The 24,267-nt window shown below is 61.7% G+C and carries 26 protein-coding genes; 12 read left to right on the plus strand and 14 right to left on the minus strand.

Annotated features, from left to right (window positions below; genetic code table 11):
- The first annotated feature begins 105 nt into the window (after positions 1-105).
- Complete coding sequence (locus GA0061101_RS18615) at positions 106-870, plus strand: SDR family oxidoreductase (RefSeq protein WP_037202945.1); 765 nt, start codon at positions 106-108, stop codon at positions 868-870.
- Between the two features lie 161 nt (positions 871-1,031).
- On the opposite strand, the gene GA0061101_RS18620 is transcribed toward GA0061101_RS18615, so the two are convergent.
- Positions 1,032-1,478, minus strand: coding sequence for a nuclear transport factor 2 family protein (locus tag GA0061101_RS18620; RefSeq protein ID WP_174156930.1), 447 nt, complete (start codon positions 1,476-1,478; stop codon positions 1,032-1,034).
- Between the two features lie 244 nt (positions 1,479-1,722).
- Between GA0061101_RS18620 and coaBC the strand changes: the two genes are divergently transcribed.
- Positions 1,723-2,934, plus strand: coding sequence for a bifunctional phosphopantothenoylcysteine decarboxylase/phosphopantothenate--cysteine ligase CoaBC (gene coaBC, locus GA0061101_RS18625; protein WP_037202941.1), 1,212 nt, complete (start codon positions 1,723-1,725; stop codon positions 2,932-2,934).
- Here coaBC and GA0061101_RS18630 read toward each other — a convergent pair.
- On the minus strand, positions 2,921-3,736 hold the full coding sequence (locus tag GA0061101_RS18630) for a class II glutamine amidotransferase (RefSeq protein ID WP_092574451.1): 816 nt from the start codon (positions 3,734-3,736) through the stop codon (positions 2,921-2,923). The two genes, coaBC and GA0061101_RS18630, sit on opposite strands and share 14 nt — an antisense overlap.
- A 601-nt stretch (positions 3,737-4,337) precedes the next feature.
- On the opposite strand from GA0061101_RS18630, the gene otsB reads away from it, so the two are divergent.
- The gene (gene otsB / locus GA0061101_RS18635; protein WP_047556260.1) at positions 4,338-5,132 is read left to right on the plus strand and encodes a trehalose-phosphatase; all 795 of its coding nucleotides are present in this window, start codon (positions 4,338-4,340) and stop codon (positions 5,130-5,132) included.
- A 49-nt stretch (positions 5,133-5,181) separates the two neighbouring features.
- Positions 5,182-6,558, plus strand: a complete 1,377-nt coding sequence (otsA, locus tag GA0061101_RS18640; RefSeq protein ID WP_092574452.1) for an alpha,alpha-trehalose-phosphate synthase (UDP-forming) — start codon at positions 5,182-5,184, stop codon at positions 6,556-6,558.
- Here otsA and GA0061101_RS18645 read toward each other — a convergent pair.
- Positions 6,545-7,471, minus strand: coding sequence for a choline sulfate utilization transcriptional regulator (locus GA0061101_RS18645; protein ID WP_092574453.1), 927 nt, complete (start codon positions 7,469-7,471; stop codon positions 6,545-6,547). The genes otsA and GA0061101_RS18645 overlap by 14 nt on opposite strands.
- Positions 7,472-7,633: 162 nt before the next feature.
- On the opposite strand from GA0061101_RS18645, the gene betC reads away from it, so the two are divergent.
- Positions 7,634-9,148 (plus strand): choline-sulfatase, encoded by a 1,515-nt coding sequence (gene betC / locus GA0061101_RS18650; RefSeq protein WP_092574454.1) that lies wholly within the window; start codon positions 7,634-7,636, stop codon positions 9,146-9,148.
- Between the two features lie 66 nt (positions 9,149-9,214).
- Positions 9,215-9,424, plus strand: a complete 210-nt coding sequence (locus GA0061101_RS18655) for a TOBE domain-containing protein (RefSeq protein WP_034489026.1) — start codon at positions 9,215-9,217, stop codon at positions 9,422-9,424.
- A 53-nt stretch (positions 9,425-9,477) separates the two neighbouring features.
- On the opposite strand, the gene tsaA is transcribed toward GA0061101_RS18655, so the two are convergent.
- The 3 genes from tsaA to GA0061101_RS18670 all read right to left on the minus strand — a co-directional run bounded on the left by tsaA (position 9,478) and on the right by GA0061101_RS18670 (position 12,796).
- Positions 9,478-10,002, minus strand: a complete 525-nt coding sequence (tsaA, locus tag GA0061101_RS18660; protein WP_047556265.1) for a tRNA (N6-threonylcarbamoyladenosine(37)-N6)-methyltransferase TrmO — start codon at positions 10,000-10,002, stop codon at positions 9,478-9,480.
- A 25-nt stretch (positions 10,003-10,027) separates the two neighbouring features.
- The gene (locus GA0061101_RS18665; protein WP_047641101.1) at positions 10,028-11,053 is read right to left on the minus strand and encodes an iron ABC transporter substrate-binding protein; all 1,026 of its coding nucleotides are present in this window, start codon (positions 11,051-11,053) and stop codon (positions 10,028-10,030) included.
- 159 nt (positions 11,054-11,212) lie between these two features.
- Positions 11,213-12,796, minus strand: coding sequence for a peptide chain release factor 3 (locus GA0061101_RS18670; RefSeq protein ID WP_037202929.1), 1,584 nt, complete (start codon positions 12,794-12,796; stop codon positions 11,213-11,215).
- 90 nt (positions 12,797-12,886) lie between these two features.
- Between GA0061101_RS18670 and dut the strand changes: the two genes are divergently transcribed.
- Positions 12,887-13,357: a dUTP diphosphatase gene (gene dut / locus GA0061101_RS18675; protein WP_037202928.1), complete on the plus strand. Its 471-nt coding sequence runs from the start codon at positions 12,887-12,889 to the stop codon at positions 13,355-13,357.
- The gene (locus GA0061101_RS18680) at positions 13,357-14,250 is read left to right on the plus strand and encodes a GNAT family N-acetyltransferase (RefSeq protein WP_092574456.1); all 894 of its coding nucleotides are present in this window, start codon (positions 13,357-13,359) and stop codon (positions 14,248-14,250) included. The genes dut and GA0061101_RS18680 overlap by 1 nt, the downstream gene beginning before the upstream one ends.
- Here GA0061101_RS18680 and GA0061101_RS18685 read toward each other — a convergent pair.
- Positions 14,247-14,711: an Lrp/AsnC family transcriptional regulator gene (locus GA0061101_RS18685; protein ID WP_092574457.1), complete on the minus strand. Its 465-nt coding sequence runs from the start codon at positions 14,709-14,711 to the stop codon at positions 14,247-14,249. The two genes, GA0061101_RS18680 and GA0061101_RS18685, sit on opposite strands and share 4 nt — an antisense overlap.
- A gap of 108 nt (positions 14,712-14,819) precedes the next feature.
- On the opposite strand from GA0061101_RS18685, the gene GA0061101_RS18690 reads away from it, so the two are divergent.
- Both GA0061101_RS18690 and GA0061101_RS18695 read left to right on the plus strand, forming a co-directional pair.
- Positions 14,820-15,734 (plus strand): DMT family transporter, encoded by a 915-nt coding sequence (locus GA0061101_RS18690; RefSeq protein ID WP_037202925.1) that lies wholly within the window; start codon positions 14,820-14,822, stop codon positions 15,732-15,734.
- On the plus strand, positions 15,731-16,033 hold the full coding sequence (locus tag GA0061101_RS18695) for an NIPSNAP family protein (protein WP_037202923.1): 303 nt from the start codon (positions 15,731-15,733) through the stop codon (positions 16,031-16,033). The genes GA0061101_RS18690 and GA0061101_RS18695 overlap by 4 nt, the downstream gene beginning before the upstream one ends.
- A 2-nt stretch (positions 16,034-16,035) precedes the next feature.
- Here the strand turns inward: GA0061101_RS18695 and GA0061101_RS18700 are convergent, their stop codons facing one another.
- From GA0061101_RS18700 to GA0061101_RS18710, 3 genes are read right to left on the minus strand one after another with little or no spacing between them, the layout of a single operon-like run.
- Positions 16,036-16,668 carry a hypothetical protein gene (locus tag GA0061101_RS18700; RefSeq protein ID WP_037202921.1) on the minus strand — a complete coding sequence of 211 codons (633 nt, stop codon included), beginning with the start codon at positions 16,666-16,668 and terminating at the stop codon, positions 16,036-16,038.
- Positions 16,668-17,300, minus strand: coding sequence for a LysE family translocator (locus GA0061101_RS18705; RefSeq protein WP_037202919.1), 633 nt, complete (start codon positions 17,298-17,300; stop codon positions 16,668-16,670). The genes GA0061101_RS18700 and GA0061101_RS18705 overlap by 1 nt, the downstream gene beginning before the upstream one ends.
- Before the next feature lie 30 nt (positions 17,301-17,330).
- Positions 17,331-17,888 (minus strand): cysteine hydrolase family protein, encoded by a 558-nt coding sequence (locus tag GA0061101_RS18710; protein WP_037203308.1) that lies wholly within the window; start codon positions 17,886-17,888, stop codon positions 17,331-17,333.
- Positions 17,889-18,017: 129 nt separating this feature from the next.
- On the opposite strand from GA0061101_RS18710, the gene GA0061101_RS18715 reads away from it, so the two are divergent.
- Together GA0061101_RS18715 and cysK are read left to right on the plus strand one after the other, a co-directional pair.
- Positions 18,018-18,635, plus strand: a complete 618-nt coding sequence (locus tag GA0061101_RS18715; protein WP_037202917.1) for a LysE family translocator — start codon at positions 18,018-18,020, stop codon at positions 18,633-18,635.
- Between the two features lie 136 nt (positions 18,636-18,771).
- Complete coding sequence (cysK, locus tag GA0061101_RS18720) at positions 18,772-19,740, plus strand: cysteine synthase A (RefSeq protein ID WP_037202915.1); 969 nt, start codon at positions 18,772-18,774, stop codon at positions 19,738-19,740.
- A gap of 72 nt (positions 19,741-19,812) precedes the next feature.
- On the opposite strand, the gene GA0061101_RS18725 is transcribed toward cysK, so the two are convergent.
- From GA0061101_RS18725 to GA0061101_RS18740, 4 genes are all read right to left on the minus strand, one after another.
- On the minus strand, positions 19,813-21,345 hold the full coding sequence (locus GA0061101_RS18725; protein ID WP_092574458.1) for a YifB family Mg chelatase-like AAA ATPase: 1,533 nt from the start codon (positions 21,343-21,345) through the stop codon (positions 19,813-19,815).
- 186 nt (positions 21,346-21,531) lie between these two features.
- A complete protein-coding gene (gene gshB, locus GA0061101_RS18730; RefSeq protein WP_037197328.1) occupies positions 21,532-22,479 on the minus strand; it encodes a glutathione synthase in 948 nt (315 codons plus the stop codon).
- 93 nt (positions 22,480-22,572) lie between these two features.
- Positions 22,573-23,073, minus strand: coding sequence for a cupin domain-containing protein (locus GA0061101_RS18735; RefSeq protein WP_208865013.1), 501 nt, complete (start codon positions 23,071-23,073; stop codon positions 22,573-22,575).
- Positions 23,074-23,169: 96 nt separating this feature from the next.
- Positions 23,170-24,165: an exonuclease/endonuclease/phosphatase family protein gene (locus tag GA0061101_RS18740; RefSeq protein WP_037197326.1), complete on the minus strand. Its 996-nt coding sequence runs from the start codon at positions 24,163-24,165 to the stop codon at positions 23,170-23,172.
- Positions 24,166-24,267: the final 102 nt, after the last annotated feature.

Genomic DNA, 24,267 nt, shown 5'->3' on the forward strand with positions numbered 1-24,267 from the left:
GAATTCGAGTTCCATGATTTGAAGACTAATCCGAACGATCGGAAAAGACCATCTTCCGCGTATCGGGCAGACCGAAAGACACGTCCTCACACAGGAGATGGAACAATGAACCGCTTGAATGGAAAAGTCGCGATCGTCACCGGCGCCAGCTCCGGCATCGGCCGCGCCACCGCAAAGCTTTTCGCCGCCGAAGGCGCCAAGGTTATCGTCGGCGCCCGCCGCGGCGCGGAACTGGAAAGCCTTGTCGCGGACATCGAAGCCGCGGGCGGCGATGCGGCCGCGTTGGCCGGCGATGTCCGCTCGGAAGACTACCACAAGGCGCTGGTTGCCCTTGCGGTCGAGCGTTATGGCAAGCTGGATATCGCCTTTAACAATGCCGGCACGCTCGGTGAGGCCGGTCCCAGCACCGAGGTTTCAGAGGCAGGCTTTGCCGAAGCCCTGGCGATCAACCTCACCGCATCGTTCCTGGCCGCCAAACACCAGATCGGCGAAATGGTCAAGCACGGCGGCGGCTCGGTGATCTTCACCTCGACCTTCGTCGGCCATACCGTTGGCTTCCCAGGCGTTGCCGCCTATGCCGCCAGCAAGTCCGGCCTGATCGGCTTGACGCAAACACTTGCCGCGGAATTTGGCCCGCAGAATGTGCGCGTCAATGCTATACTGCCAGGCGCGGTCGATACCGATATGTATCGCGAGATGAACGACACATCCGACAAGCAGGCTTTCATAACCAATCTGCATGCGCTGAAGCGCGTCGCCGGTCCCGAAGAAATTGCCCGCTCGGTCCTCTATCTCGCCTCCGATGACGCAAGCTTCGTCACCGGCACGGCGTCGCTCGTCGATGGCGGCGTATCGATCACGCGCACCTGACCGCCCCTTTTCATGACGCAATTATCGTCGGCGGCATCAGCAATCTAGAGAACGCCGATATGATCCCGCAAAGCCTGAATTGGCTGCGGGATCATGTCGCTGGAATGCTCTGAATGGATAGGAACTGGCCGTGGGTTCTGCTCCCGCGGCAGCCTTTCCGTTCAGAACATCGTATTATTGTTCATCGATTTTTCCGGGATCGGCTGCACCGAGTCCCAGTGCTCCTCGATCTTGTTGTTCTCGACGCGGAAAATATCGACGATGGCGCTGCCCCTATCACCCGGTTGGCGAATAGTGTGGACACGCAGGATCACAAAGTCACCGTCGACCATGACGCGCTTGATCTCGCTCTTCGACTGCGGATAGTCTTTCTTCAGGTACTCGAGGAAGCCGCGCAGGCCTTCCGGACCATCGGCAGCCAGCGGGTTGTGCTGGACATATTTGCCGAGATATTTGGAGGCGGCGTCGAAGTTCTTGTCATTCAGCGCCTTCTGGTAGAAATCCAGAACGATCTCCTTGTTCTTCTGCTCCTGCGGCGAATAGGCCCGCTCCGCCAAAGCCGGCACGGCGGCGGCCACGATCGGCAGGGCGATCATCACAACTTTCATCAATTTCAAAGCGTTACTCCTTCGATCAGACCCGGTCAGTCTCGTTGAGCAGGACGAGCGTCGCAAATGACAAGGCTGTGATGCCCGGTAACCGTCTGCCTGGAGACCTTGGCCGAGCTGCTCGATCTGAACGTCATTGCCGCCCACCGCCGGAGCATTGACGACGATGCCGGAACGCTGCGATTGCCTATTATCCGCCAAAGGCTTAGGCTGATTGCCAAAAGAACAGGCGACGGGTTCAACCATGGTTCTCGCAGGAAAGCGCATCCTTCTCATCATCTCCGGCGGCATCGCGGCCTATAAGAGCCTCGATCTGATCCGCCGACTGCGCGAACGCGGTGCGAGCGTGCGCCCTGTCATGACGGCGGGCGCCCAGCAGTTCATCACGCCGCTTGCCGTCGGAGCCCTCGCCGCCGATCACGTTTTCACCGATCTGTTTTCCCGCCAGGACGAGCAGGATGTCGGCCACATAAGGCTTGCACGCGACTGCGACCTCGTGCTGATCGCGCCCGCGACCGCCGATCTGCTCGCCAAGATGGCAAACGGGCTGGCGGACGATCTCGCCTCCACCATATTGCTCGCCACGGACCGGCCGGTGCTTGCCGCGCCGGCCATGAACCCGAAAATGTGGGCCCATGCCGCAACGAAGCGCAATGTCGAGATGTTGCGTGGCGACGGCATCGCTTTCGTCGGCCCCATGAAGGGGGAAATGGCCGAAAGCGGCGAGACAGGCACGGGCCGGATGGCGGAACCGTTTGAGATCGTCGCTGCCGTCGAGATGCGGCTCCATGACGGTGCCAAGCCGCTTGCCGGAAAGAAGGCCATCATCACCTCGGGCCCGACGCACGAACCGATCGATCCCGTGCGCTACATCGCCAACCGCTCGTCGGGCCGGCAGGGCCATGCCATCGCCTCAGCGCTGGCAGCGCTCGGCGCCGATGTCACCTTGGTCTCGGGGCCTGTCACCATTCCCGATCCGGCGGGCATGCACGTCATCCATGTCGAGCGCGCCGACGACATGCGCGATGCCGTGTTGGCGGCGCTGCCGGCCGACATCGCCGTCATGGTCGCCGCCGTCGCTGACTGGAAGGTGGCTTCCGCCTCGGACCAGAAGATCAAAAAGCATCCGGGCGAATCCCTCCCGACGCTGGCGCTGACGGAAAACCCCGACATCCTGAAGACCGTCGGCCATCATACGCAGCGGCCAAAGCTCGTCATCGGTTTTGCCGCCGAGACGCAGGACGTGGAGAGCAATGCGCGGGCAAAGCTGGAGCGCAAGGGCGCCGATATCATCGTTGCCAACGATGTCTCGCCCGCGACCGGCATCATGGGCGGCACGCGCAACCGCGTGAAGATCATCCGTCACGACGGTGTCGAGCAATGGCCAGATCTAGACAAGGACGACGTGGCGGTGCGGCTGGCGGCGCTGATCGCCGAGCAGTTCAAGCAGGGATAGCGGCTAGCGTCCGGCTCTCGCCGGAAGCGCGTTCTTCCGGCTGGAAGGGCGTGACATGAACGCCGGTATCGTCGATCAGCACGGCGCTGCCATCGGGAATTTCCCGCCAGGCGTCGATATCGTCGTTCAGAGGTTCCGATACCAGGCAGTATCCCGAGCCGACGGGCGATGCATAGAGCGTTGGCGCCTTGCGGTCGGTGGCATAGCGTATTGCGTGCAGCGATTTGCCGTCGGAGAAGGCTGCCGTGAATCGCACGAGCGCCGAGCCGGTCAGATGGATCGACAAGCCTTCGACAAAGCCGATGGTCTCCGCGATCGCCGCGACCGGATTGGCCGCCAGGCCGAATTGCATCGCCAGCAGAAACAGAAGCTCGGAATCGGTGGTGCCGCTGCGCGCGTGGAACAGCCTGTCATCGAGCATGGCTTCCATCGGACGTCGCAGACGGTCGAAGTTGGAAATCTGCCCGTTGTGCTGGAACGTCCAGTTCTCGAGAACGAAGGGATGGCAGTTGTCGCGCCGCGTGCCGCCGCCGGTGGCGGCACGGACATGGGCGAGGAAGAGCGGCGAACGGATCTGCCGCGCCAGGCTCTTGAGATTGCAGTCGGACCAGGCTGGCAGGACGTCGCGATAGCGGCCCGGCTCCGGCCGATCACCATACCAGGCGATGCCGAAGCCGTCACCGTTGGTCGCCGTCTTGGCGCGCGTGGCGCAATGGGATTGTTCGATCAGGGAGTGGGCGGGCGAAGACACCAGCTCCTCCAGATAGAGGGGGTCTCCACGATAGGCTGCCCAGCGACACATGCGTCTTTCACTCCGATTCCGGCTGTTTTTCTGTCCCGCGAGAGAATGGCAAATCTTGGACGATTGTTCATGCAGAATGGGTAACAAACTCTTAATTTTCCATTCCCTGACAGCCAAGATGACAGATATTTGACGCCTCGTCCGATCACATTTCGCATCGCAACATTTTCTTCGTGAGCCCATGCCGGCAAGGCTTTCGTCGAAGGAATCTCGTGAAAAGCATTTCGCTGCGACAAGAAGTGTGAAGTTCGCCGGCGCCGAAACCCTTGCATTGGGTGAAATTTGAGCTACGTTTGTCATATCTGAAACGTAACGAAAGGAAGGTGATCCAATGTCTAGTGAGATTTCGGTCTTCGTACCGGGCATGGAAATGGTCGTGAACGTTGCGAGGCAGCCCTCGCACTGATCAACGCCTTCCGGAAGCGCCTGGCGCTTCAGGCCAGTTACGGGCCAAAGCTCATGGGGGGTCGCTAACGCGGCCCCTTTTTGCATTCCTGGGCATCAGTATCCTGACGATTTCAGCAGATCGCTGCCGACCTTGATCCATAACAAGTTCGTTTTTTTCCTTGCCGAATGAGAACAGCGCCTTAGCTAACTATACATGTCTTCTCAGGAACAGCCCGATCAGGGCGAAGCCGAACCGAGGCCGCTCAAAGAGCCGGCACTCACCGCACTCTCACTGTATCCTCGGGACTGGGCCCTGTTCCTCGACATCGATGGAACATTGCTCGATCTCGCCGAGAGGCCCGAGGCGATCGTCATACCGGACCATCTTCCCGCTACGCTCCATGCGCTTTCCCGCCAGCTCGGCGGCGCGCTGGCGCTGGTGACGGGACGCTCGATCGAATTTGTCGATCCGCTGTTTGCGCCTTTCCGTTTTCCGGTTGCCGGCCTGCACGGCGCGGAGCGGCGCGATGCGGCCGGACGGCTGCGGCGCACGCATATTCCGCCTGCCTTCCAGCAGATGAAGCAGACCATCGCTCGCGAGGCCCATGCCTGGCCGGGCGCTATCGTCGAGGACAAGGGTGCCGCCGTTGCGGTTCACTTTCGGCATGCGCCTGGGAGTGAAGCCGAGATCGCCGCGGCGATGCAGCGCCACCTTGAGGATGCCGGCCCCGACTGGAGCCTGCAGCACGGCAAGATGGTGGTTGAAATCTGCCCTGCCCATGCCAGCAAAGGGCACGCCATCGAGGCATTCCTCGGTGAGGCTCCTTTCGAGGGGCGCCGTCCAGTCACGATCGGCGACGACGTGACCGATGAGACGATGTTCGCCGCCGCCAACCGGCTGGGCGGTCAATCCGTGCGCATCGGCGACGGCAACGGAAAAACGCTGGCACGTGCATCCATTGGCTCGCCTGCGCGTTTAAGGGACGTGCTGGGAACGCTCGTCAAATAATCTCCCAATCATTGCGGCGCCCTCCCAGCCCTCTTGAAAGGAATAATCCGTGAGTCGTCTCATCATCGTTTCCAATCGCGTTTCCGTGCCCGATCACAAGGGTGCCGCAGCTGCGGGCGGCCTTGCCGTGGCGCTGCAGGCAGCCCTTGCCGAACGCGGCGGCGTCTGGATGGGCTGGTCCGGCAAATCGAGCGGCGAGGCTGAGCCGGAGCCGCTGCAGCTGACGCAGGACGGCAATATCACCTATGCCCTGACCGATCTGACCCAGACCGACGTCGAGGAATATTACCAGGGCTTTGCCAACCGTGTGCTCTGGCCGATCTGCCACTACAGGCTCGATCTTGCGGAATATGCCCGCAAGGAAATGACCGGCTATTTCCGGGTCAACCGCTTCTTTGCCCACCGGCTTGCGCCGTTGATCAAACCCGACGACGTCATCTGGGTTCACGACTATCACCTCATTCCACTGGCGGCCGAGCTGCGGCAGATGGGGCTGAAAAACCGCATCGGTTTCTTCCTGCACATTCCCTGGCCGCCGGCAGACGTTGTGCAAGCCATGCCGGTGCATGAAGAAATCATGCGCGGCCTCACCTCCTACGACCTGCTCGGCTTTCAGACCGATCATGATCTTGAAAACTTCGCGGGCTGCCTGAAGCGCGAGGGCATGGGCATCGAGAAAAGTCCTGGCCATTTCAACGCCCACGGCCACGACTTCCGCGGCGGCGCCTATTCCATCGGCATCGAAACGGCAGGCTTCGCTGCCTTCGCCCGCAAGGCCGCGTCGCACAGCATGGTGCAAAAGGCGCGAAAGAGCATCGAAGGCCGCGACCTGATCCTCGGCGTCGACAGGCTCGATTACTCCAAGGGCATCACGCAGCGCATCGACGCCTTCGAGCGGTTCATCACCAACAATCCGGCTCACCAGCGCAGCGTCACCTATCTGCAGATCACCCCAAAATCGCGCTCGGAAGTGCCGGAATACGAGGCGATGCAGCACGCCGTCGCCGAACAGGCCGGCCGGGTCAACGGCGCCATCGGCACAGTCGACTGGGTGCCGATCCGCTATATCAACCGCTCGATCAGCCGCCCGATACTGGCCGGTCTCTACAGGCTCGCCAAGGTCGGATTGGTGACGCCGCTGCGCGACGGCATGAACCTCGTCGCCAAGGAATATGTCGCGGCGCAGGATCCGGAAGATCCCGGCGTGCTGGTGCTGTCACAGTTTGCCGGCGCGGCGCGCAAGCTGCACGGTGCTTTGCTGGTCAATCCCTATGACGTCGACGGAACTGCCAACGCATTGGCGCGCGCCGTCAACATGCCGCTGCAGGAGCGACAGGAACGGTGGCGCGGCATGATGGACTACCTGCTGGAACACGATGTCTTGCACTGGTGCGAGACATTTCTGACCGATCTTACGGCGGAGTAAGCGATTGCGGCTCAGCGATGGCCGCCTCTGCCAGCAGCCATTGAGCCAGCCGCTCCGCATGCAGGCTCGGCGCTGCCGGCGGCAGGAGCCAATAGCCGCGCCCCGGTGCTTCCAGCATCGGACCTGCCGTCACCAGCGTACGTGCGGTGAGAAGCGAATCGATGAGGCCCATCCAGCCGATCGCAACTCCTTGCTCGCTGAGTGCTGCCTGCACGACCAGGGAATAGGTATTGAAGCGCAGGTCGCCACGGCCGGCATAGCTGTCGCGGGCAATGCCGAATGCCGCAAGATAGCTTTCCCAGTCGAACCATGGCGACGGCATATCGGAATCGAGATGCACGAGCGTGGCGCGCGCCAGTTGCGAGGGATCGGTGAATGGGCCGTGGCGATCTGCGAAGCCACGGGTACAGATCGGCACGACCTTTTCCGGCAACAGCAGCGTTGCTCCCGGACCGAACTCGTTTCGTGCGCCGAAAACGACGACGATATCGCTGCTTTCCGGTGCGCCGCGATCGAGCCGCTGTGTCGCGACGATCTGGATATCCACTTCAGGGTGAAGCAGCCGGAAGGCATGCATACGGGGAATCAGCCAAAGTGCTGAGAAGGCGTAGTCGGTTCGTAGCCTGACCGAAGGGCGCTCCGCCTCTGCGCGAAAGCTGCGCACCAGCATATCGACGCCGCCGACTGCCTTCTCGACGATTTCGAGCAGACGCTGTCCCTCAGGCGAGAGCTTGACGCCGCGATGCTGGCGGTGGAACAGGGACACGCCCATCTGCTCCTCGATGCGACGGATCTGGTAGCTGACGCCCGGCTGCGTCAGGCCAAGCGCCAGGGCCGCGGAAGACAGGCTGCCGGAGCGCCCGACCTCCAGGAAAATTCGCAGCCAGCCAAGATCGACCGAACGTTCAGCCATAGAATTTCCTTTTGGCATCCATCAAAAAATGCCCGCTTTACAGCAAGAACGCTAGTGATGTTCAATAAAATAATCCAATAGCAAGAAGGGAGCTATCATCATGCGCATTTCCGCCATGGGTTGGCTCGCAGCCGGCCTCTGATTTCCAAGGAAAACACTTACATGTCGCGCCCGAATATCCTCATTCTCATGGTCGATCAGTTCAACGGGACATTGTTTCCCGACGGGCCGGCGGAGTTTCTGCATGCGCCGGTTCTGAAAGCCTTGGCGCAACGCTCCGTGCGCTTTGCCAACAGCTATACGGCAAGCCCGCTCTGCGCCCCCGCGCGGGCCTCCTTCATGTCCGGCCAATTGCCGAGCCGCACGCGCGTCTATGACAATGCAGCGGAATTTTGCTCGGATATTCCCACCTTCGCTCATCATCTACGCGCCGCCGGCTATCAGACGGCTCTGTCAGGCAAGATGCATTTCGTCGGTCCCGATCAGATGCACGGCTTCGAGGAGCGGCTGACGACCGACATTTATCCCGCCGACTTCGGCTGGACACCTGACTACACCAAGCCCGGCGAGCGCATCGACTGGTGGTATCACAATCTCGGCTCGGTGACCGGGGCCGGCGTCGCCGAGATCACCAACCAGATGGAATATGACGACGAGGTTGCCTATCACGCCACCCGCAAGCTTTACGATCTTTCGCGTGGCCAGGACGATCGGCCCTGGTGCCTGACGGTCAGCTTCACCCATCCGCACGATCCCTATGTTGCGCGCCGCCGCTTCTGGGATCTTTATGAGGATTGCCCCGCGCTTGACCCCGAAGTCGGCGAAATCCCCTTCGACAAGCAGGATCCGCATTCCCAGCGGCTGATGAAGGCATGCGATCATACCGCCTTCGACATCACGCCGGAGCAGATACGCCGGGCGCGGCGCGGCTATTTCGCCAATATCTCCTATGTCGACGAAAAGATCGGCGAGATACTGGAGGCGCTGGAGCGCGGCCGCATGGCCGACAACACCATCATTCTCTTCGTCTCAGACCACGGCGACATGCTCGGCGAACGCGGCCTCTGGTTCAAGATGAACTTCTTCGAAGGCTCCGCGCGCGTGCCACTGATGATCATGGCACCCGGCTGGCAGCCGAGACGGATCGATCAGCCGGTTTCGACGCTCGACGTGACGCCGACGCTTGCCGGCTTGGCCGGGCTCGATATCACATCGTTGCGCCGCTGGACCGATGGCGAGGACCTGGGTCCGCTTGCCCTTGGAACCGGAAGCCGCAATCTCGTGCCGATGGAATATGCCGCAGAAGGGTCCGAAGCTCCGCTCGTCGGCCTGCGCGATGGCCGATACAAGCTGACGCTGTGCGACAAGGACCCGCCGATGCTCTTCGATGTCGAGGCCGATCCGAAGGAAATGACCAATCTCGCCGGCGATCCCGCCCATGCCGAAACGCTGCACCGATTGACCGCGCAGGCCATGGAGCGCTGGAACCTGGCGAGCTTCGACGCGGCGGTGCGCGAAAGCCAGGCGCGGCGATGGGTCGTCTATGCGGCGCTGCGCAACGGCGCGTACTATCCCTGGGATTATCAGCCGCTGCAGAAGGCCTCGGAGCGATACATGCGCAACCACATGGATCTCAACGTCCTGGAGGAGAACAAGCGCTTTCCGCGCGGCGAGTAGGATCTCGGGGTAGCCCGCCGCAAACCGAGACGATATCGTCGCGCCGGCACAAGGGAGAAAATATCCATGAAAATCAGCGCGAGAAACCGTCTCAAGGGCAAGATCGTCGAGATCACCAAGGGCGCGACGACGGCCCATGTCCGCATCGATATCGGCAACGGCTCCATCGTTACCTCCTCCATCACCAACGAGGCGGTCGACGAACTGGGCTTGACTGTGGGATCAGCGGCCTATGCCGTGATCAAGGCATCCGACGTCATGGTCGCCGTCGACTGATATCAGAAGCGGGCATGATCCCTCGAAGGCCGTTCCGTGCCTTGGGAAGATGCCTAGGCCTTCTGGCAGTAATGCGCCGTCCCGCCGTCGCCGGTCTGGAAATCGCCAGGCTGCGGCGGCGCGATCGGCTTGAACAGCGTCCGATCCGGCTTCAGATCGAGCAAGGGCGTTCCGTCCAGGCAATCGAGCCCACGCACCAGCAATACGGCACCCTCCACGGCTTCGAGCTTGACGATCGATGTGCCGATGGGATTGGGCCGAACCGGGGAGCGCAGTGAGAAGGTGCCGTGCACCTTGCCGTTGCTCGCCGGGCTCTGCAGCACGAGATCCCGGCGCGAACGATCCAGCCAATAGAGAATTTCCAGGCGCTCGAAAGCCTCCACGCCCGTCAGCGCCGGCACCCAGGGGTCGAAAATCTCGATCCGGCACAGCGGCCCGTCATGCCGGCCTTGGCGCGGCGTCTCCATGCGGGATGTCCAGGGCGTGGAGATGCGGCCGATGAAGGTGAGACCGGCATCCGATGCCGTAGGTGGCTCGACGGCCACCTCGTTGTCGCGAATCTCGTTCTCACGGACCATGGATTGCCTCCTTCACCGGTGCCGGTTACTTCACGCCCTTCAGCAGGGCGGCCAGCTGAGCATCCGTCAAATCGACCTGATAGAACAGCTTGTAGAACGTCTTCACGTCGCCGGCGAAATCGCTTCTGAAGAGCTTCGGATAGAGCAGCCTTTCCAGCCAGCGCACGCCGAGGAGCCTGTTGACGCCGGGCGGCGAATCAAACCAGCCGAAAGGCATGGACGGCGGCACGAAGATCTTGCCATCCTTGACGGCCTTGATGCCTGCCCACTGCGGATCACTCCTCACCGACGCCGCGAAATTTGGGTCATCGGCGATGATGATATCCGGATTCCAGCCGACGACCTGCTGCGGCGTCACCTTGGTCAATCCACCCTTGCCGGCGGCGGCCGCGACGTTCATCGTACCCACAACATCGAGGATCTCGAGATTGATCGAGCCTGACAATCCCGTCTCCAGGCCATCGGCGCCGCGGCCGTAATAGACGCGCGGCCGCGGATCGCTCGGCAACGTCGCCAGCTTGTCGTTCAGATCCTTGATTGCCGAATCGGCATAATCCGCAAGCTTGTTGGCACGATCCTCGACGCCGATGAGAGCACCGACATCGCGAATTGTGTCGCCGGTGCGGCCAAAGCTGCCGTCGATAAGGACATAGGGAATATGGGTCTCGGCCTGCACCTTGTCGGCCAGCGCCTTGTAGGTGGGATCGACCGTGCCGGCATCGAGGATGATATCCGGCTTGGCGTCCGTCACGGCCTGCGAGCCGATCATGCCGTCCTTGCCCGTCAGGCGCCCGATGGTCGGAAGCGCGCGCACCGACGGCATCAGATAGGCTTTCGCGGCATCATCGGGGGCGTGAACCCAGCCGACCAGCTTCTCCGGTGCGAGAACATAGACCAAAACGGCGGCCGGCGGCCCGGCAACCAGGATATGGTTAATCTTGTCCGGCACCGATACCGTACGCCCCGCCGCGTCGGTGATGATTCGTGCCTCGGCCGGAACAGGCAATAGTCCGACAAATGCCAGAGCAAGAACCGCAAAAAATTTCATCATGAAAGTCGCCCGCTATGATCGAAGAGATCCCGGGGCGGCACTATGGCATAGCGCTATATTGGATGGAACATCGCGACAACACTATTCCAAAGCCAAACACGTCGAACCGATGAACGCCGCTCAGTAGAGCGGACAGCGGCAGAGCAATGGTCGCAAATATCACGCCGCCTTGACAGCGTGATATTCCTTGATGGCGACCATTTTGATAGCCGGATAACGTTCGGACTCGTATCGCAGAGAGAAACCATCCTGGGCGAGGAAAACCGGGTCACCGTCGAGATCGCGGGCGATATCGCCGCGGCGGGCAGTAACGAATTTTTCGAGGTCGGCCGCCTGGTCGGCGGAGACCCAGCGGCAGACGGAGAAACGCGACATCTCGAACGAAACCGGCAGGCCGTATTCCCCCATCAGCCGCTCCTTCAGCACGTCGAGCTGCAGTGCACCGACGACGCCGACGATGGCGGGCGAGCCGTCTTCCGGCGAGAAGAGCTGCACGACGCCTTCCTCGGCCATCTGCTGCAGCGCTTCCTTGAGCTTCTTCGCCTTCATGGCATCCTCGAGACGCACGCGGCGCAGGATTTCCGGCGAGAAATTCGGCACGCCCTGGAAGACCAGCGGTTCGCCTTCCGTCAGCGTATCGCCGATGCGGAGCGTGCCGTGGTTGGGAATACCGACGACGTCACCGGCATAGGCCGTATCTGCAAGCTGGCGCTGCGAGGCGAAGAAGAATTGCGGCGCGGTCAGGCCGAGCTGCTTGCCGGTGCGTGACAGACGCGCCTTCATGCCTCGCTCCAGCTTGCCCGAGCAGATGCGCGCAAAGGCGATGCGGTCGCGGTGGTTCGGATCCATATTGGCCTGGATCTTGAAGACGAAGGCCGTCATCTTGTCGTCGGTTGCGTGAACCGTCCTGATATCGGCGACCTGATCGCGCGGCGGCGGTGCGAATTCGCCGAGCGCATTGATGAGATCGCGAACGCCGAAATTGCGCAACGCCGAGCCGAAGAAGACCGGCGTCATATGACCTTCGAGGAACGATTGCCGATCGAAGGGACGGCAGGCTTCGATCGCCAGTTCCGTTTCGTCGATGAAGGCCTGCCGCTCGTTTTCCGGTAGCCTGTCGGCAACGGCTTGCGGGCCGTTGACGTGGGTCGGTTCGATTTCCCTGTCTGAGCCGCGCACGGTGTTATCGGCCAGATGATAGGAGCCGCAAAAGCTCTTCGCCCGGCCGATCGGCCAGGTGATCGGCGCCGTGTCCAGCGCCAGCTTTTCTTCCACCTCATCGAGAATTTCGAAGGGATCGCGGCTTTCGCGGTCCATCTTGTTGATGAAGGTGATGATCGGGATATCGCGCATGCGGCAGACTTCGAACAACTTCAGCGTCCGCGGCTCGATGCCCTTGGCGGCATCGATGACCATGACGGCGGCGTCGACGGCGGTGAGCGTGCGATAGGTGTCGTCGGCGAAGTCTTCGTGGCCGGGCGTATCGAGAATGTTGAAGACATTGCCTTCATATTCGAAGGTCATGACCGAGGTGACGACCGAGATACCGCGCTCGCGCTCGATCTTCATCCAGTCGGAGCGCGTCTGGATGCGATCCTTCTTCGCCTTGACCTCGCCGGCAAGCTGAATGGCGCCGCCGAACAGCAGCAGCTTTTCGGTGAGCGTCGTCTTGCCCGCGTCCGGGTGGGCGATAATAGCGAATGTGCGGCGGCGGGAGACCGCCTCGGCGAGACTTTCGGCCATGCGTGTGAATCCTGTGAATTGCGGCGTATCTAGCGTTTCAGAGGCTGGATTGCAATTGACCTTGGCCGTTCGAGCGCAAACTAATGCCGCATGACCATTCACACAGACACCCGTCCGACCCTCAACCTTATCCGCCTGCCACATGGCGAAGGCCTTGATATGCCCGCCTATGAGACCAAGGGCGCGGCCGGCATGGACCTGCGCGCAGCCCTCAAGGACGGCGTAACGCTGACGCTCGCTCCCGGCAAACGGGCGCTCGTTCCATCAGGCTTTATCTTCGAGATTCCGGAAGGCTATGAGGCGCAGATCCGCCCGCGCTCCGGCCTTGCATTCAAGCACGGCATCACCTGCCTGAATTCCCCCGGCACCATAGACAGCGACTATCGCGGCGAAGTGAACGCTCTACTGGTCAATCTTGGCGAAGAGCCGTTCGAGATCACGCGCGGTATGCGAATCGCTCAGATGGTCATCGCTCCGGTCACGCAAGTGCGTGTTGCGGAGATCACCGAAGTCAGCGAGACCGCGCGCGGCGCCGGCGGCTTCGGCTCCACCGGCGTGTGATGACGGATCTCGCCGGACAGCATGGCCTGACCTTCCGCCAGGATTATTTCGGCGATCCCCTCGCCTGGAAGGGGCTGGTTGATCTTTTGCAAGACACGTTTTCCATCGACGTCGGTGTGCAAGATCAATTCGGCGGTCCTGATCCCAGCAGCATGCCGTTCGGCTATTTCGATGCCGACGGTCGCTGCGTCGCCAACTTCAGCGCCTTCTCCATGCCGATGATGATCAATGGCCGTGCCATCAAAGCGGCGGGCTATCAATCCGGTGCGGTTCGGCCCGAATGGCGCGAACGCGGCCTTTATCGCGACCTCATGCAGCGCGCCTTTGATCGAACCTCAGCCGAGGGTTACGAACTCGATCTCCTGCTCACCGACAAGCCGGCGCTGTATGAGCGTTACGGTTTTCGAACCCTGCCGCAGCATGTCTTCATTGCGCAGGCGCCGAAGCCCCAGAAATCCGACTGGACTGCCCGGCAGCTCTCCTTGGAAGCGCCTGATGATCTGCGCCTGATCAAGACGCTTCTACAAGGTCGGCAGCCGGTTTCCGCCCGTTTTGCCGTCATCAGGCAGATGGAGATGTTTTTGCTGAATGCCTGCTTCAATCCTGCGATCCGCCTGACGGCAATCGGGGATGAGGCGGTGATTGCATGGACATTTGATGGCGCAACTTTCTGGCTTCTGGATGTAGCGGGAACGGCTATTCCGTCCCTGTCGACCATCCTGCCCGCGCTTGATATCGAACCCGATCGCATCGAGATCTGCTTTTGTCCGGATCGCCTGGATTGCGAGGTATCGCTGGAGCCTTATGAGGGCTACACGATGCTGATGGTGCGCGGCAAAGCGGCAGACGATATTGTCGGGCCGATCATGCTCTCGCCTATGGCGGAATTTTAGCGCGAAAGCGGCGGCAGGCGCCGCTTGACCTGCGTTGCCTTGATCATCGACGTATTCGTCTCCGCCCGCTCGGTGATCTTGTCGAGAATGCCGTCTAGCTCGCCCATGGAGCGCACCACCAGGCGGCCGATGAAGCAATCATCGCCGGTCACCTTGTCGCATTCGATGAATTCCGGCGTTTCCTGAATGATGCGCTCGACGACGTGCAGTTGCCCGGGCAGAGGCCGGATGCGGACGATCGCCTGCATGGGGTAACCGATCGCCTCCAGCGCGATATCCACCGTGAAAGCCGAAATGACACCGCGCTCTTCCAGCCGACGCAGCCGCTCCGCAGCACTCGGCGACGACAGGCCGGCCGCCTCCGCCAGCTCCTTCAAGGAGATCCGGGCGTTGTGCGCCAGCGCCTCCAGCATCCGCTGGTCCGTCTCATCAAGACCGATCGCCGCATTAGGCACACCCATGTTTTGTCCTTATATAATTAGGAAAAATGGCCATAATTCCTTATCTAAACTATATCATCAAGGCTTCCCTGGCAATATTATTTGCTCCCACAAGCGGGAGCCATGGCAATGAGCGAGATAAGACGCGGTACGATGGAAATGACGGCGGCCATGCTGATTTCGGGGACGATCGGCTGGTTCGTTCTGATGTCGGGGCAGGCGGTGACCGGCGTGGTATTCTGGCGCTGCCTCTTCGGGGCGATGACGCTTCTCGTCGTCTGCGCGGCCATGGGCCTGCTGCGCCCCGGCATGCTCAACGCGAAAACATTTTCGATCGCCGTTGCCGGCGGGGTCGCCATCGTCCTCAACTGGCTGCTGCTTTTCGCTGCTTATTCGCATGCCTCGATCTCGATCGCCACGACCGTCTACAACACGCAGCCCTTCATGCTTCTCGGGCTCGGCGCGCTATTCCTCGGCGAAAAGATCACGCTCACAAAGCTCTTCTGGCTCGGCCTCGCCTTTGCGGGCATGGTCGTCATCGTCGAGGGCAAGCCGACGGAAACGGGCGGCGCGGCAAGCTATGCGATCGGCATCCTGCTCTCGCTGAGTGCTGCCTTCTTCTACGCGCTGGCGGCAATTGCCGCAAAATGGCTGAAGGGTACGCCGCCGCACCTGATCGCGCTTATCCAGGTCTCCACCGGCGTCCTGATGCTTATTCCCTTCACCGATTTCGCCGCCGTGCCGCGTGATGCAGGCGGATGGTCCATCCTCGTCACCATGGGCATCGTCCATACCGGCCTGATGTACGTGCTGCTCTACGGCGCCATCCAGAGGCTGCCGACACACCTTACCGGCGCGCTGTCCTTCATCTATCCGATCGCCGCCATCGTCGTCGATCGCTTCGCCTTCGGCCATGTGCTCGGCGTCACGCAGATCACCGGTGCCGTCGTCATTCTGGGGGCTGCGGCGGGCATGAATCTCGGCTGGACGATCCCCCTGCCCCGTCCTAAAAGCGGGCGTCTATCAAAGGGAACAGCCGAATGATCACCTGCTATCTGCGCTATACGATCGATCCCTACAAGCTCGCCCAATTCGAACATTACGCCAAGCTCTGGATCCCGCTCGTCAACCGGCTGGGCGGCACGCATCACGGCTATTTCATGCCGCATGAAGGTGCCAATAACATCGCGCTGGCGCTGTTCAGCTTCCCGAGCCTTGCCGCCTACGAGAACTATCGGCAAGAGATGGCCGAGGATGCGGAATGCCGCGCCGCCTTTGCCTATGGCGAGGAAACGCGCTGCATCGTCAGCTATGAACGCAGCTTCATGCGGCCGGTCTTCTAGGCTTATTTGGCTGGTTGCGGGCAGGTTTCCGGCTGGCCGTCGAGACCCTCGGTCAGTTTCTCGAAACTCGCGCTCGGCTTCGTCCCGTCTCCGCCGAGATGCAGGACATAGAGACTGTCGAAATCCTTGCCATGCCATTTCGGCACCGCCTTGGCGTCACCGCCATTCTCACTCATCAATTGACGGGCGAGATCGACAATCTGCTTGTGCTCCCAGGCGACGAAGATCAGCTTGCCGGCATAATCAGGCTTTTCGAGCGCGGCCTTCAGGCCGTCGATATCCTCATAGCCGAAGCTGGTATCGACCGGCAGCCCGAGTGCGATGGCGGTGGGCTCGATGGTCGCGAGCGGGCGCACATAATCGTAGGAGGTGCCGGAGTCTTCCTTCCGTTTCGATGGATCGGGCGCAAAGATCGCTGAGGGATGACCGAAGAGCCGCGTCAGCACTGGCGGCAAGGCGAGCGCGCGGTTGAGCCCCTGACAGCTCAGCTGGCCGAGACCGGCCTCCGGCTTTTCACCATGGCGCAGGAAAACGATCGTGCGTGTCGACGTCTCCGCCGCGGAAGCTGCGGAGACAAAACCGCATGATGCGAGTGCAAGCAAGCCTGCGGCCAGCCGCAGCGGAAGCCTCCGCATCAACGCTGCGCTTCGAAAGCCATACGAACAGCAAGGCCCGCCAGCACCGTGCCCATCAACCAGCGCTGCACCAGCGCGAAGGACGGGCGGCGGACGAAGAACAGCGCGACGGAACCGGCGGTCAGCGCGAAAATGGCATTGAAGGTCAGGCTGACGGCGATATGGACGAAGCCGAAGACGACGGATTGCGTGAAGACGCTGCCGTTGGCGGGATCGATGAACTGCGGCAGCAGCGAAAGATAAAGCACTGCGACCTTCGGGTTCAGCAGGCTGGTCACCAGTCCCATCGAAAACAGCCGGCGCTTGCTGTCCTTCGGCAGCTCGCGGACCTGAAAGGCGGAACGACCACCGGGCTTCAGCGCATTCCAGGCCAGCCAAGCGAGATAGGCGGCGCCTGCCAGCCGCAATGCATCATAGGCGAAGGGCACGGCGAGGACGAAAGCTGTGATGCCGAGCGCGGCCGAGAGCATGTAGAAGACGAAGCCCAAGGCCACGCCGCCGAGCGAGATCAGCCCTGCCGCCGGCCCCTGCGAGATCGATCGCGACACCAGATAGATCATATTCGGCCCGGGGGTCAAAACCATGCCGAGAGCGATCAAGGCAAAGGCGATCATGCTGGTCAGATGCGGCATCGGGGAGCTCCGGCGGCGGGACGAAGGAATTCAGAAGAGAATTTCGCTAGACGCGATCAAGTTGATTTCATGCGGCCCGGCATCGAAGCCGTCAAGCAGCATATTGTGATGGGAGACAATCTCTTCGAATGCCAGCTTGCCCATGTCAGCAGTGGTGTGACCATCCGAGATCAGCGAGACGTCGAAGCCGAGAGAAACGGCGCGGCGCGCTGTCGTGTCCACGCAGAATTGCGTCATGCAGCCGCCGAGGAAAAGACGGGTAACGCCTCGGGCCCGCAACTTCGTCTCGAGATCGGTTTCGAAGAAGGAATCGCAGCTCGCCTTGTGCACCACCACATCGCCGGCCTCGGGGGCGATTTCCCGGCGCAATTGCCAGCCTTCGCTGCGCTTGACCAGGCGATGACCCGGACCGCCATCATGCTGGACGATGAAGGCCGGGATGCCGGCGGCACGCGCCCTGTGCTTCAGCGCCGCAAGCTTTGCGACGACCGCCTCCAGTGCCGCATCGATCGCCGGCTGCCGGCCCGGCTTGCCGAGGCCGGTCAGGATGGAATTCTGAAGATCGATCAGGAGCAATGCAGAAGACATGATATCCTTGGGCAAAGCGGTTTCGACGCGCCGTTAACTCCTTGGTAATCTGTTCGCAGCATCAGCGCAATCGCTTGAAAACGCAAAGGTGGTGCGATAGAGCAAGCACCATCTGAGGAGGAAATTGCCATGACGCTTGCATCCCTGCTCGCCTATTGCGGCGCTCTCTTCATCGCCGCGGCAATTCCCGGCCCGGGCATTACGGCGATCGTGGCCCGCGCGCTCGGCTCCGGCTTCCGCGAGACCTTCTTCATGGGCCTTGGCCTCGTGCTCGGCGACACCATCTACCTGACGGCAGTCGTCCTTGGCCTTGCCTTCGTGGCGCAGACCTTTACCGAGGTCTTTCTCGTCATCAAGATCGCCGGCGCCCTCTATCTCGGCTATATCGCCTGGAAGCTCTGGACCGCCGGTCTGCTGTCGACCGATGTCGTGGCGAAGAAATCGAACGGCGCCGGCATGGCCTTTCTCTCGGGCTTGCTGGTGACGCTCGGCAACCCGAAGACCATGCTCTTCTATGTCGCGCTCGTGCCGACGCTCATCGACATCGGCAATATCGGCCTGCGTGAATATGCCATGCTGCTGGCTGCAACCTTCGTCGTTCTTCTGATCGTCCTCGTGCCCTACATGCTGCTTGCCTCGCGGGCTCGAACCTTTCTGAAGAAGCCGAGAGCCCTGCGGATATTGAACAGGGTCGCCGCCAGCATTCTCGCCGGCACGGCCGCCTTTATCGCCGCCCGCGCGGCCTGAAAAAACCTTCTCTGAACAGGCCTCTTGAGAGATTCTTTTCTCACGGGCGACAAGCCGGGAGAATGAGCGCACTCTGGTTTCCGCAGGCGTTTGATCCTATTGTCACTCCACAATTCAAATATAGGGAGAGCTACCCATGTCCGACACCCGCAAACCAGGCCGCGGCCGCGTCTACGCCTCGATCACCGAGACCATCGGCGATACGCCGATCGTCCGTCTCGACAAGCTGGCGAGGGAGAAGGGCGTCAAGGCCAACCTCCTGGCAAAGCTCGAATTCTTCAATCCGATCGCCTCCGTGAAGGACCGCATCGGCGTTGCCATGATCGAGAGCCTGGAAAGCCAGGGCAAGATCGCCCCCGGCAGGACCGTGCTGATCGAACCGACGTCAGGCAATACCGGCATCGCGCTCGCCTTCGCCGCCGCCGCCAAGGGCTACAAGCTGATCCTCACCATGCCGGAGACCATGTCGATCGAACGCCGCAAGATGCTGGCGCTGCTCGGCGCCGAACTGGTGCTGACCGAAGGGCCGAAAGGCATGAAGGGCGCCATCGCCAAGGCGGAGGAACTGGCCGCAACGCTGCCGGACGCCATCATTCCGCAGCAGTTCGAAAACCCGGCCAATCCGGAAATCCATCGCAAGACGACGGCCGAGGAAATCTGGAACGACACAGAGGGCAAGGTGGATATCTTCGTGTCGGGCATCGGGACTGGCGGCACGATCACCGGCGTCGGCCAGGTGCTGAAGGCCCGCAATCCTGACGTCAAGGTCATCGCTGTCGAGCCGGCGGATTCACCGGTTCTTTCGGGCGGCAATCCCGGCCCACACAAGATCCAGGGCATCGGCGCCGGCTTCGCGCCGAAGATCCTCGACACCCATGTCTATGACGAGGTGGTCACCGTCACCAATGACGAGGCTTTCCAGCTGGCCCGGCTCGTGGCGAAGCTCGAAGGCGTGCCGGTCGGTATCTCCTCGGGTGCTGCGCTGACAGCGGCCATCAAGGTCGGCCAGCGCCCGGAAACCGAAGGCAAGACCATCGTCGTCATCATACCCTCCTTCGCCGAACGCTATCTGTCGACGGCGCTGTTCGAGGGTCTGGGCGGCTGACAAGACCTACCCCCTTGCCAAGCATTCAGAGGGCGCCGCAGCGCCCTTTGTCATTTCTGGTCCTTGCGGGTTTCACGCAGCCGCGGTCAGCCGCTCGCCAGCAATGCGATAGGAGATGGCTTCGGCCAGATGAATGCGCCCGACGGTCGGCTTGTCGTCGAGATCGGCGAGCGTGCGCGCCACCTTGAGGATGCGGTGATAGCCGCGAGCCGAAAACTTCATCTTCTCCGCCGCATCCCGCAGCAATTGCAGACCGGCGGCATCCGGCTCGGCGATGGTTTCGATCATCGCGGTCGAGCAGCGGGCATTGGTGACGATCCCCTTCATGCCGGCGCTCTCGAAACGCTCTCGCTGCCGCTCCCGGGCGCGAGCAACACGCAACGCAACATCGGCGCTCTTTTCCGCCGTCGTCGGCCGGATCAGATCGGCGGCGGAAACGGCGGGCACGTCGATGCGAATATCGATGCGATCAAGCAAGGGGCCGGAAATGCGTCCCTGATAATCGCTCACGCAGCGCGGCCCGCGGGCGCAGGTGTGGCCCGGTTCGCCGGCCATGCCGCATCGGCAAGGGTTCATCGCCGCGACGAGCTGGATGGCGGCGGGGTAGGAAACGCGATGGTTCGCGCGGGCAATGACGCATTCGCCGGTCTCCAGCGGCTGGCGCAATGCATCGAGCGCCTGCGGCGAGAACTCCGGCAGCTCATCGAGAAAGAGAATGCCGTGATGGGCGAGCGAGGCCTCGCCGGGCTTGGCGCGAAGACCACCGCCGACGAGCGCTGCCATGGTGGCGGAATGATGCGGCGCGCGATAGGGCCGCCGGTCGGAGAGCTTGCCGCCCGAAAGCTGGCCTGCGACGGAATGGATCATCGACACTTCGAGCAGTTCCGCCGTCGACAATGGCGGTAATATCGACGGCAGGCGCGAGGCGAGCATCGACTTGCCGGAACCGGGCGGGCCAACGAAAAGCAGATTGTGGCCGCCTGCTGCCGCCACTTCCAGCGCCCGCTTGGCGCTCTCCTGCCCCTTGATGTCGGCAAGATCGGGCAGATTGGCGGCGGCGGCGCGGATCGACGGCTCCGGGCGGGACAGGACCTGTGTGCCGCGGAAATGATTGGCGAGCGCGATCAGGCTGCGGGGCGCGAGAATATCGATCTCCTTGCCCGCCCAGGCGGCTTCCGGCCCGCTCTCGGCGGGGCAGATCAGCCCCTTGCCCACGGCATTGGCGGCGATGGCCGCCGGTAAGGCGCCCGCGACGGGAGCAATCGTGCCATCGAGGTTGAGCTCGCCGATGACCGCATAGGAGGACAAGGCATCGGCCGGGATTGCGCCAAGGGCTGCCATCAGGCCGAGAGCGATGGCAAAATCGAAGTGACTGCCTTCTTTCGGCAGGTCTGCCGGCGCAAGGTTGACCGTCACCTTCTTCGGCGGCAGCGCCAGGCCGGAGGCGTGGAGTGCGGCCTGGACCCGTTCGCGGCTTTCGGCCACCGCCTTGTCAGGCAGGCCGACGATGTGCATCAGCACCTTGCCCGGCGCGATCATCACTTGAACCTCGACGGGCACGCCCTCGATACCCTGAAACGCAACCGTACTGACGCGCGCCACCATGCCCTGCCCCCTGTCATCGGACTCGTTTGCCGCTATTTGCCCCACGCAGCAAACCACGGGTTGCAATCTGGCACAAGACAGGGAATGAAACAAGAACAATAAATGAACATAGACATCATAAATCGGCCGGAGACCAAGCGCCGGCTTCTCAGGTCATGGGCTGGAATGAGTGGACAGATCCGCCGATCAGGCCCGTTTGGATTCGATCGCGTCCCAGAGCAGGCTGGCGATATCGACGCCGCCGAAACGCTTCACTTCGCGGATGCCTGTTGGCGAGGTGACGTTGATCTCGGTCATATAGTCGCCGATGACATCGATGCCGACGAGCAGGAAGCCGCGGGCCTTCAGCGCCGGACCGATGCGGGCGCAGATTTCCTGTTCGCGCGCCGTCAGCTCGGTGGCCTCGGCGCGACCGCCGACGTGCATGTTGGAGCGGCTGTCATGTTCGGCCGGCACGCGGTTGATCGCGCCGACAGGCTCGCCGTCGACGAGGATAATGCGCTTGTCGCCCTTGCGCACGTCAGGCAGGTATTGCTGGGCGATGAAGGGCTCGCGGAAGAGCTGGCCGAACATTTCAAGCAGAGATGACAAATTGCGGTCGTCGCGCGTCGAGTGGAAAACGCCGGCGCCGCCATTGCCGTAAAGCGGCTTCAGGATGATATCGCCCATCTCCTCGCGAAAGCGGCGGATTTCGCCGGCATCGCGGGTGATCAGCGTCTTCGGCATCAGATCGGCGAATTCGGTGACGAAAATCTTTTCCGGCGAGTTGCGCACCCAGGCGGGATCGTTGACGACGAGGGTCTTCGGATGGATGCGCTCCAAGAGATGCGTCGAGGTGATGTAGGCCATGTCGAAGGGCGGATCCTGGCGAAGCAACACCACATCCATGGTTGAGAGATCGACACGTTCCGGCTCGCCAAGCTCGAAATGATCGCCCTTGACGTCACGCAGGATCATCGGCTCGACGGAGGCATAGACCTTGCCGTCGCGCATGCTCAGCTGTTCCGGCGTATAATGGAAAAGTTTGTAGCCGCGGTTCTGGGCCTCGAGGCTCATGGCGAAGGTCGAATCGCCCGCAATGTTGATGCCCCGGACATGGTCCATCTGGACCGCGACATTCCTAATCTTCGCCATAGTCAGCCCTCGCTCGAATTCGCGGACAGATGTAGGTCGGCCCGCCTTCAAACGCAACGGCTATTCAAGAGCTTCCGCAGAGGCTCGCCGCGCTCAGGCCGCGAGACCCTGGGTGCCGCCCTGCCTGACGAGATTGCGCAGGCGATAGGCCATGGTCAACGGCTTCGGGAACGGCTTGCGGCAGAAGGCCACCTTGCGCAGATAGCGATCGATGCGCCACGTCGCCCATGTGCCGCCGGCAAAATAAGCCACGTCTCCGGCATTGAGCATGCGTTCGACGCCGTCCTCCGTGGTGATATGCACCTCGCCTTCGAGGATCATCACCGTTTCGTCCCAGCCGAAGTACCAGCGAAACTCGCCCGCCGTGCAATCCCACAGCGCCGTCAACGCGGCATCGTCCTGCCCGCGCGAATGCTCGGCAATGCGGGCGACCGGCGCGCCGGCCACAATCCAGGACGGTTCGATCGGCGCCGGTTTCATTTCCATCTCACCGGCAGAACCGGCCACGAAGTTCTTCGATTGTGGCAATGCCACCACCGGAGCGGCACGAACCGCGAATGCGGCCATGCTTGCCAACATCAATTTCAAGACCATGCAATCCCCCAATTCCATGCGCGTCACGACCTTCATGGCATGGAAGAGGTAACGGCGCGGTTCAGGAAAAACCTCGCATTTTAACAGTTGCAACGATCAGGCAACAAAACCCTCGATGGTGCAGACGATCATGTCATGATCGGAAAGCGGCTTGCCGTCCTCGTTCAGCGAGGAAACGAGATGGCTTTCGCTGATCTTCAGGCCCCGGCTCAGGAACCAGTCGAGCTTCATGGCGCGATCGGGAAAGCGGGTGATAAGGCTTGGGCGCGTGCTTGTCTGATCGAGCGGGCCGCCATGGCATTCGAAGCCGCGGCTCTCCGCCATCGCGAAGAGAGTATCGGTCGAGAAGTCGCCGCCGGTATGATTGCCGGTGTTGAGATCGCCGCCGATCAGGATCGGAAGGCCGGGCGCGAAGGCCTCGACGGCGTCGATCAGCGCCGCCGTCTGCCGCTCGCGATAGGCAGCAGTTGCCACACTTTCGAGATGGACCGAAACGGCGACGAAAGGGCCGGCCTCGGTTTCGACGATCGCGCCGACGGCGCAGCGATCGCCGACACGCGGCTGCTCATTGTCGTCATTGAACCAGACGGCTTCACCCGGCAACCGGAAGAGGAAAGCATCCGTGAGGGCAACGGAAGCCATCAAAGCATTGCCGTGAAAGCCCTTTTCGTTGAAGTCGTCACGGCAGTAGGAACGCTCGATTTCCGAGCCGAGACTGAGTTCCAGGAATTCGACGCCATGGGCGTAGTTCATGGCAAGTTCGCCGGCGATGACGGCGGTCGGGTCACGCTGCTCGGTGCGGGCCATGCCGTAGTCCATCTCCGAAAGCAGCACCAGCGGCGCTTCAGTCGTCCGCAGCTTGGCCGCGGCTTCCTCCGGAAAAAGGCAACGTTCGAGGTTCCAGGCCGCGACGGTGAAGGGGAAGGACAAAGCGCCAGTCTTCGCCGTGGCGCCGCCGATCCGCACCGTGTTCATGCAGGCAAGCGATGCCAGGACAGCAGCGTGAACGGCCGGCGTCTTTTCGAGCGAGATGAAGCTTTTGCGCTCCTCTTGCGAAGGAACGGAGAAAGCGGAAACGGTGCTGCGGATCATGGGGAAGCCTGTCGAAACGAGATGAAGAGCGCCGGCGAAAAGATCGCGAACGCGTTTCGCCCGCCAATAGGCTGATTTTGTGACGTTCCTGTAACGCTGTCC

The organism is Martinezella lusitana (genome assembly GCF_900094565.1).
Lineage (GTDB): Bacteria > Pseudomonadota > Alphaproteobacteria > Rhizobiales > Rhizobiaceae > Rhizobium > Rhizobium lusitanum.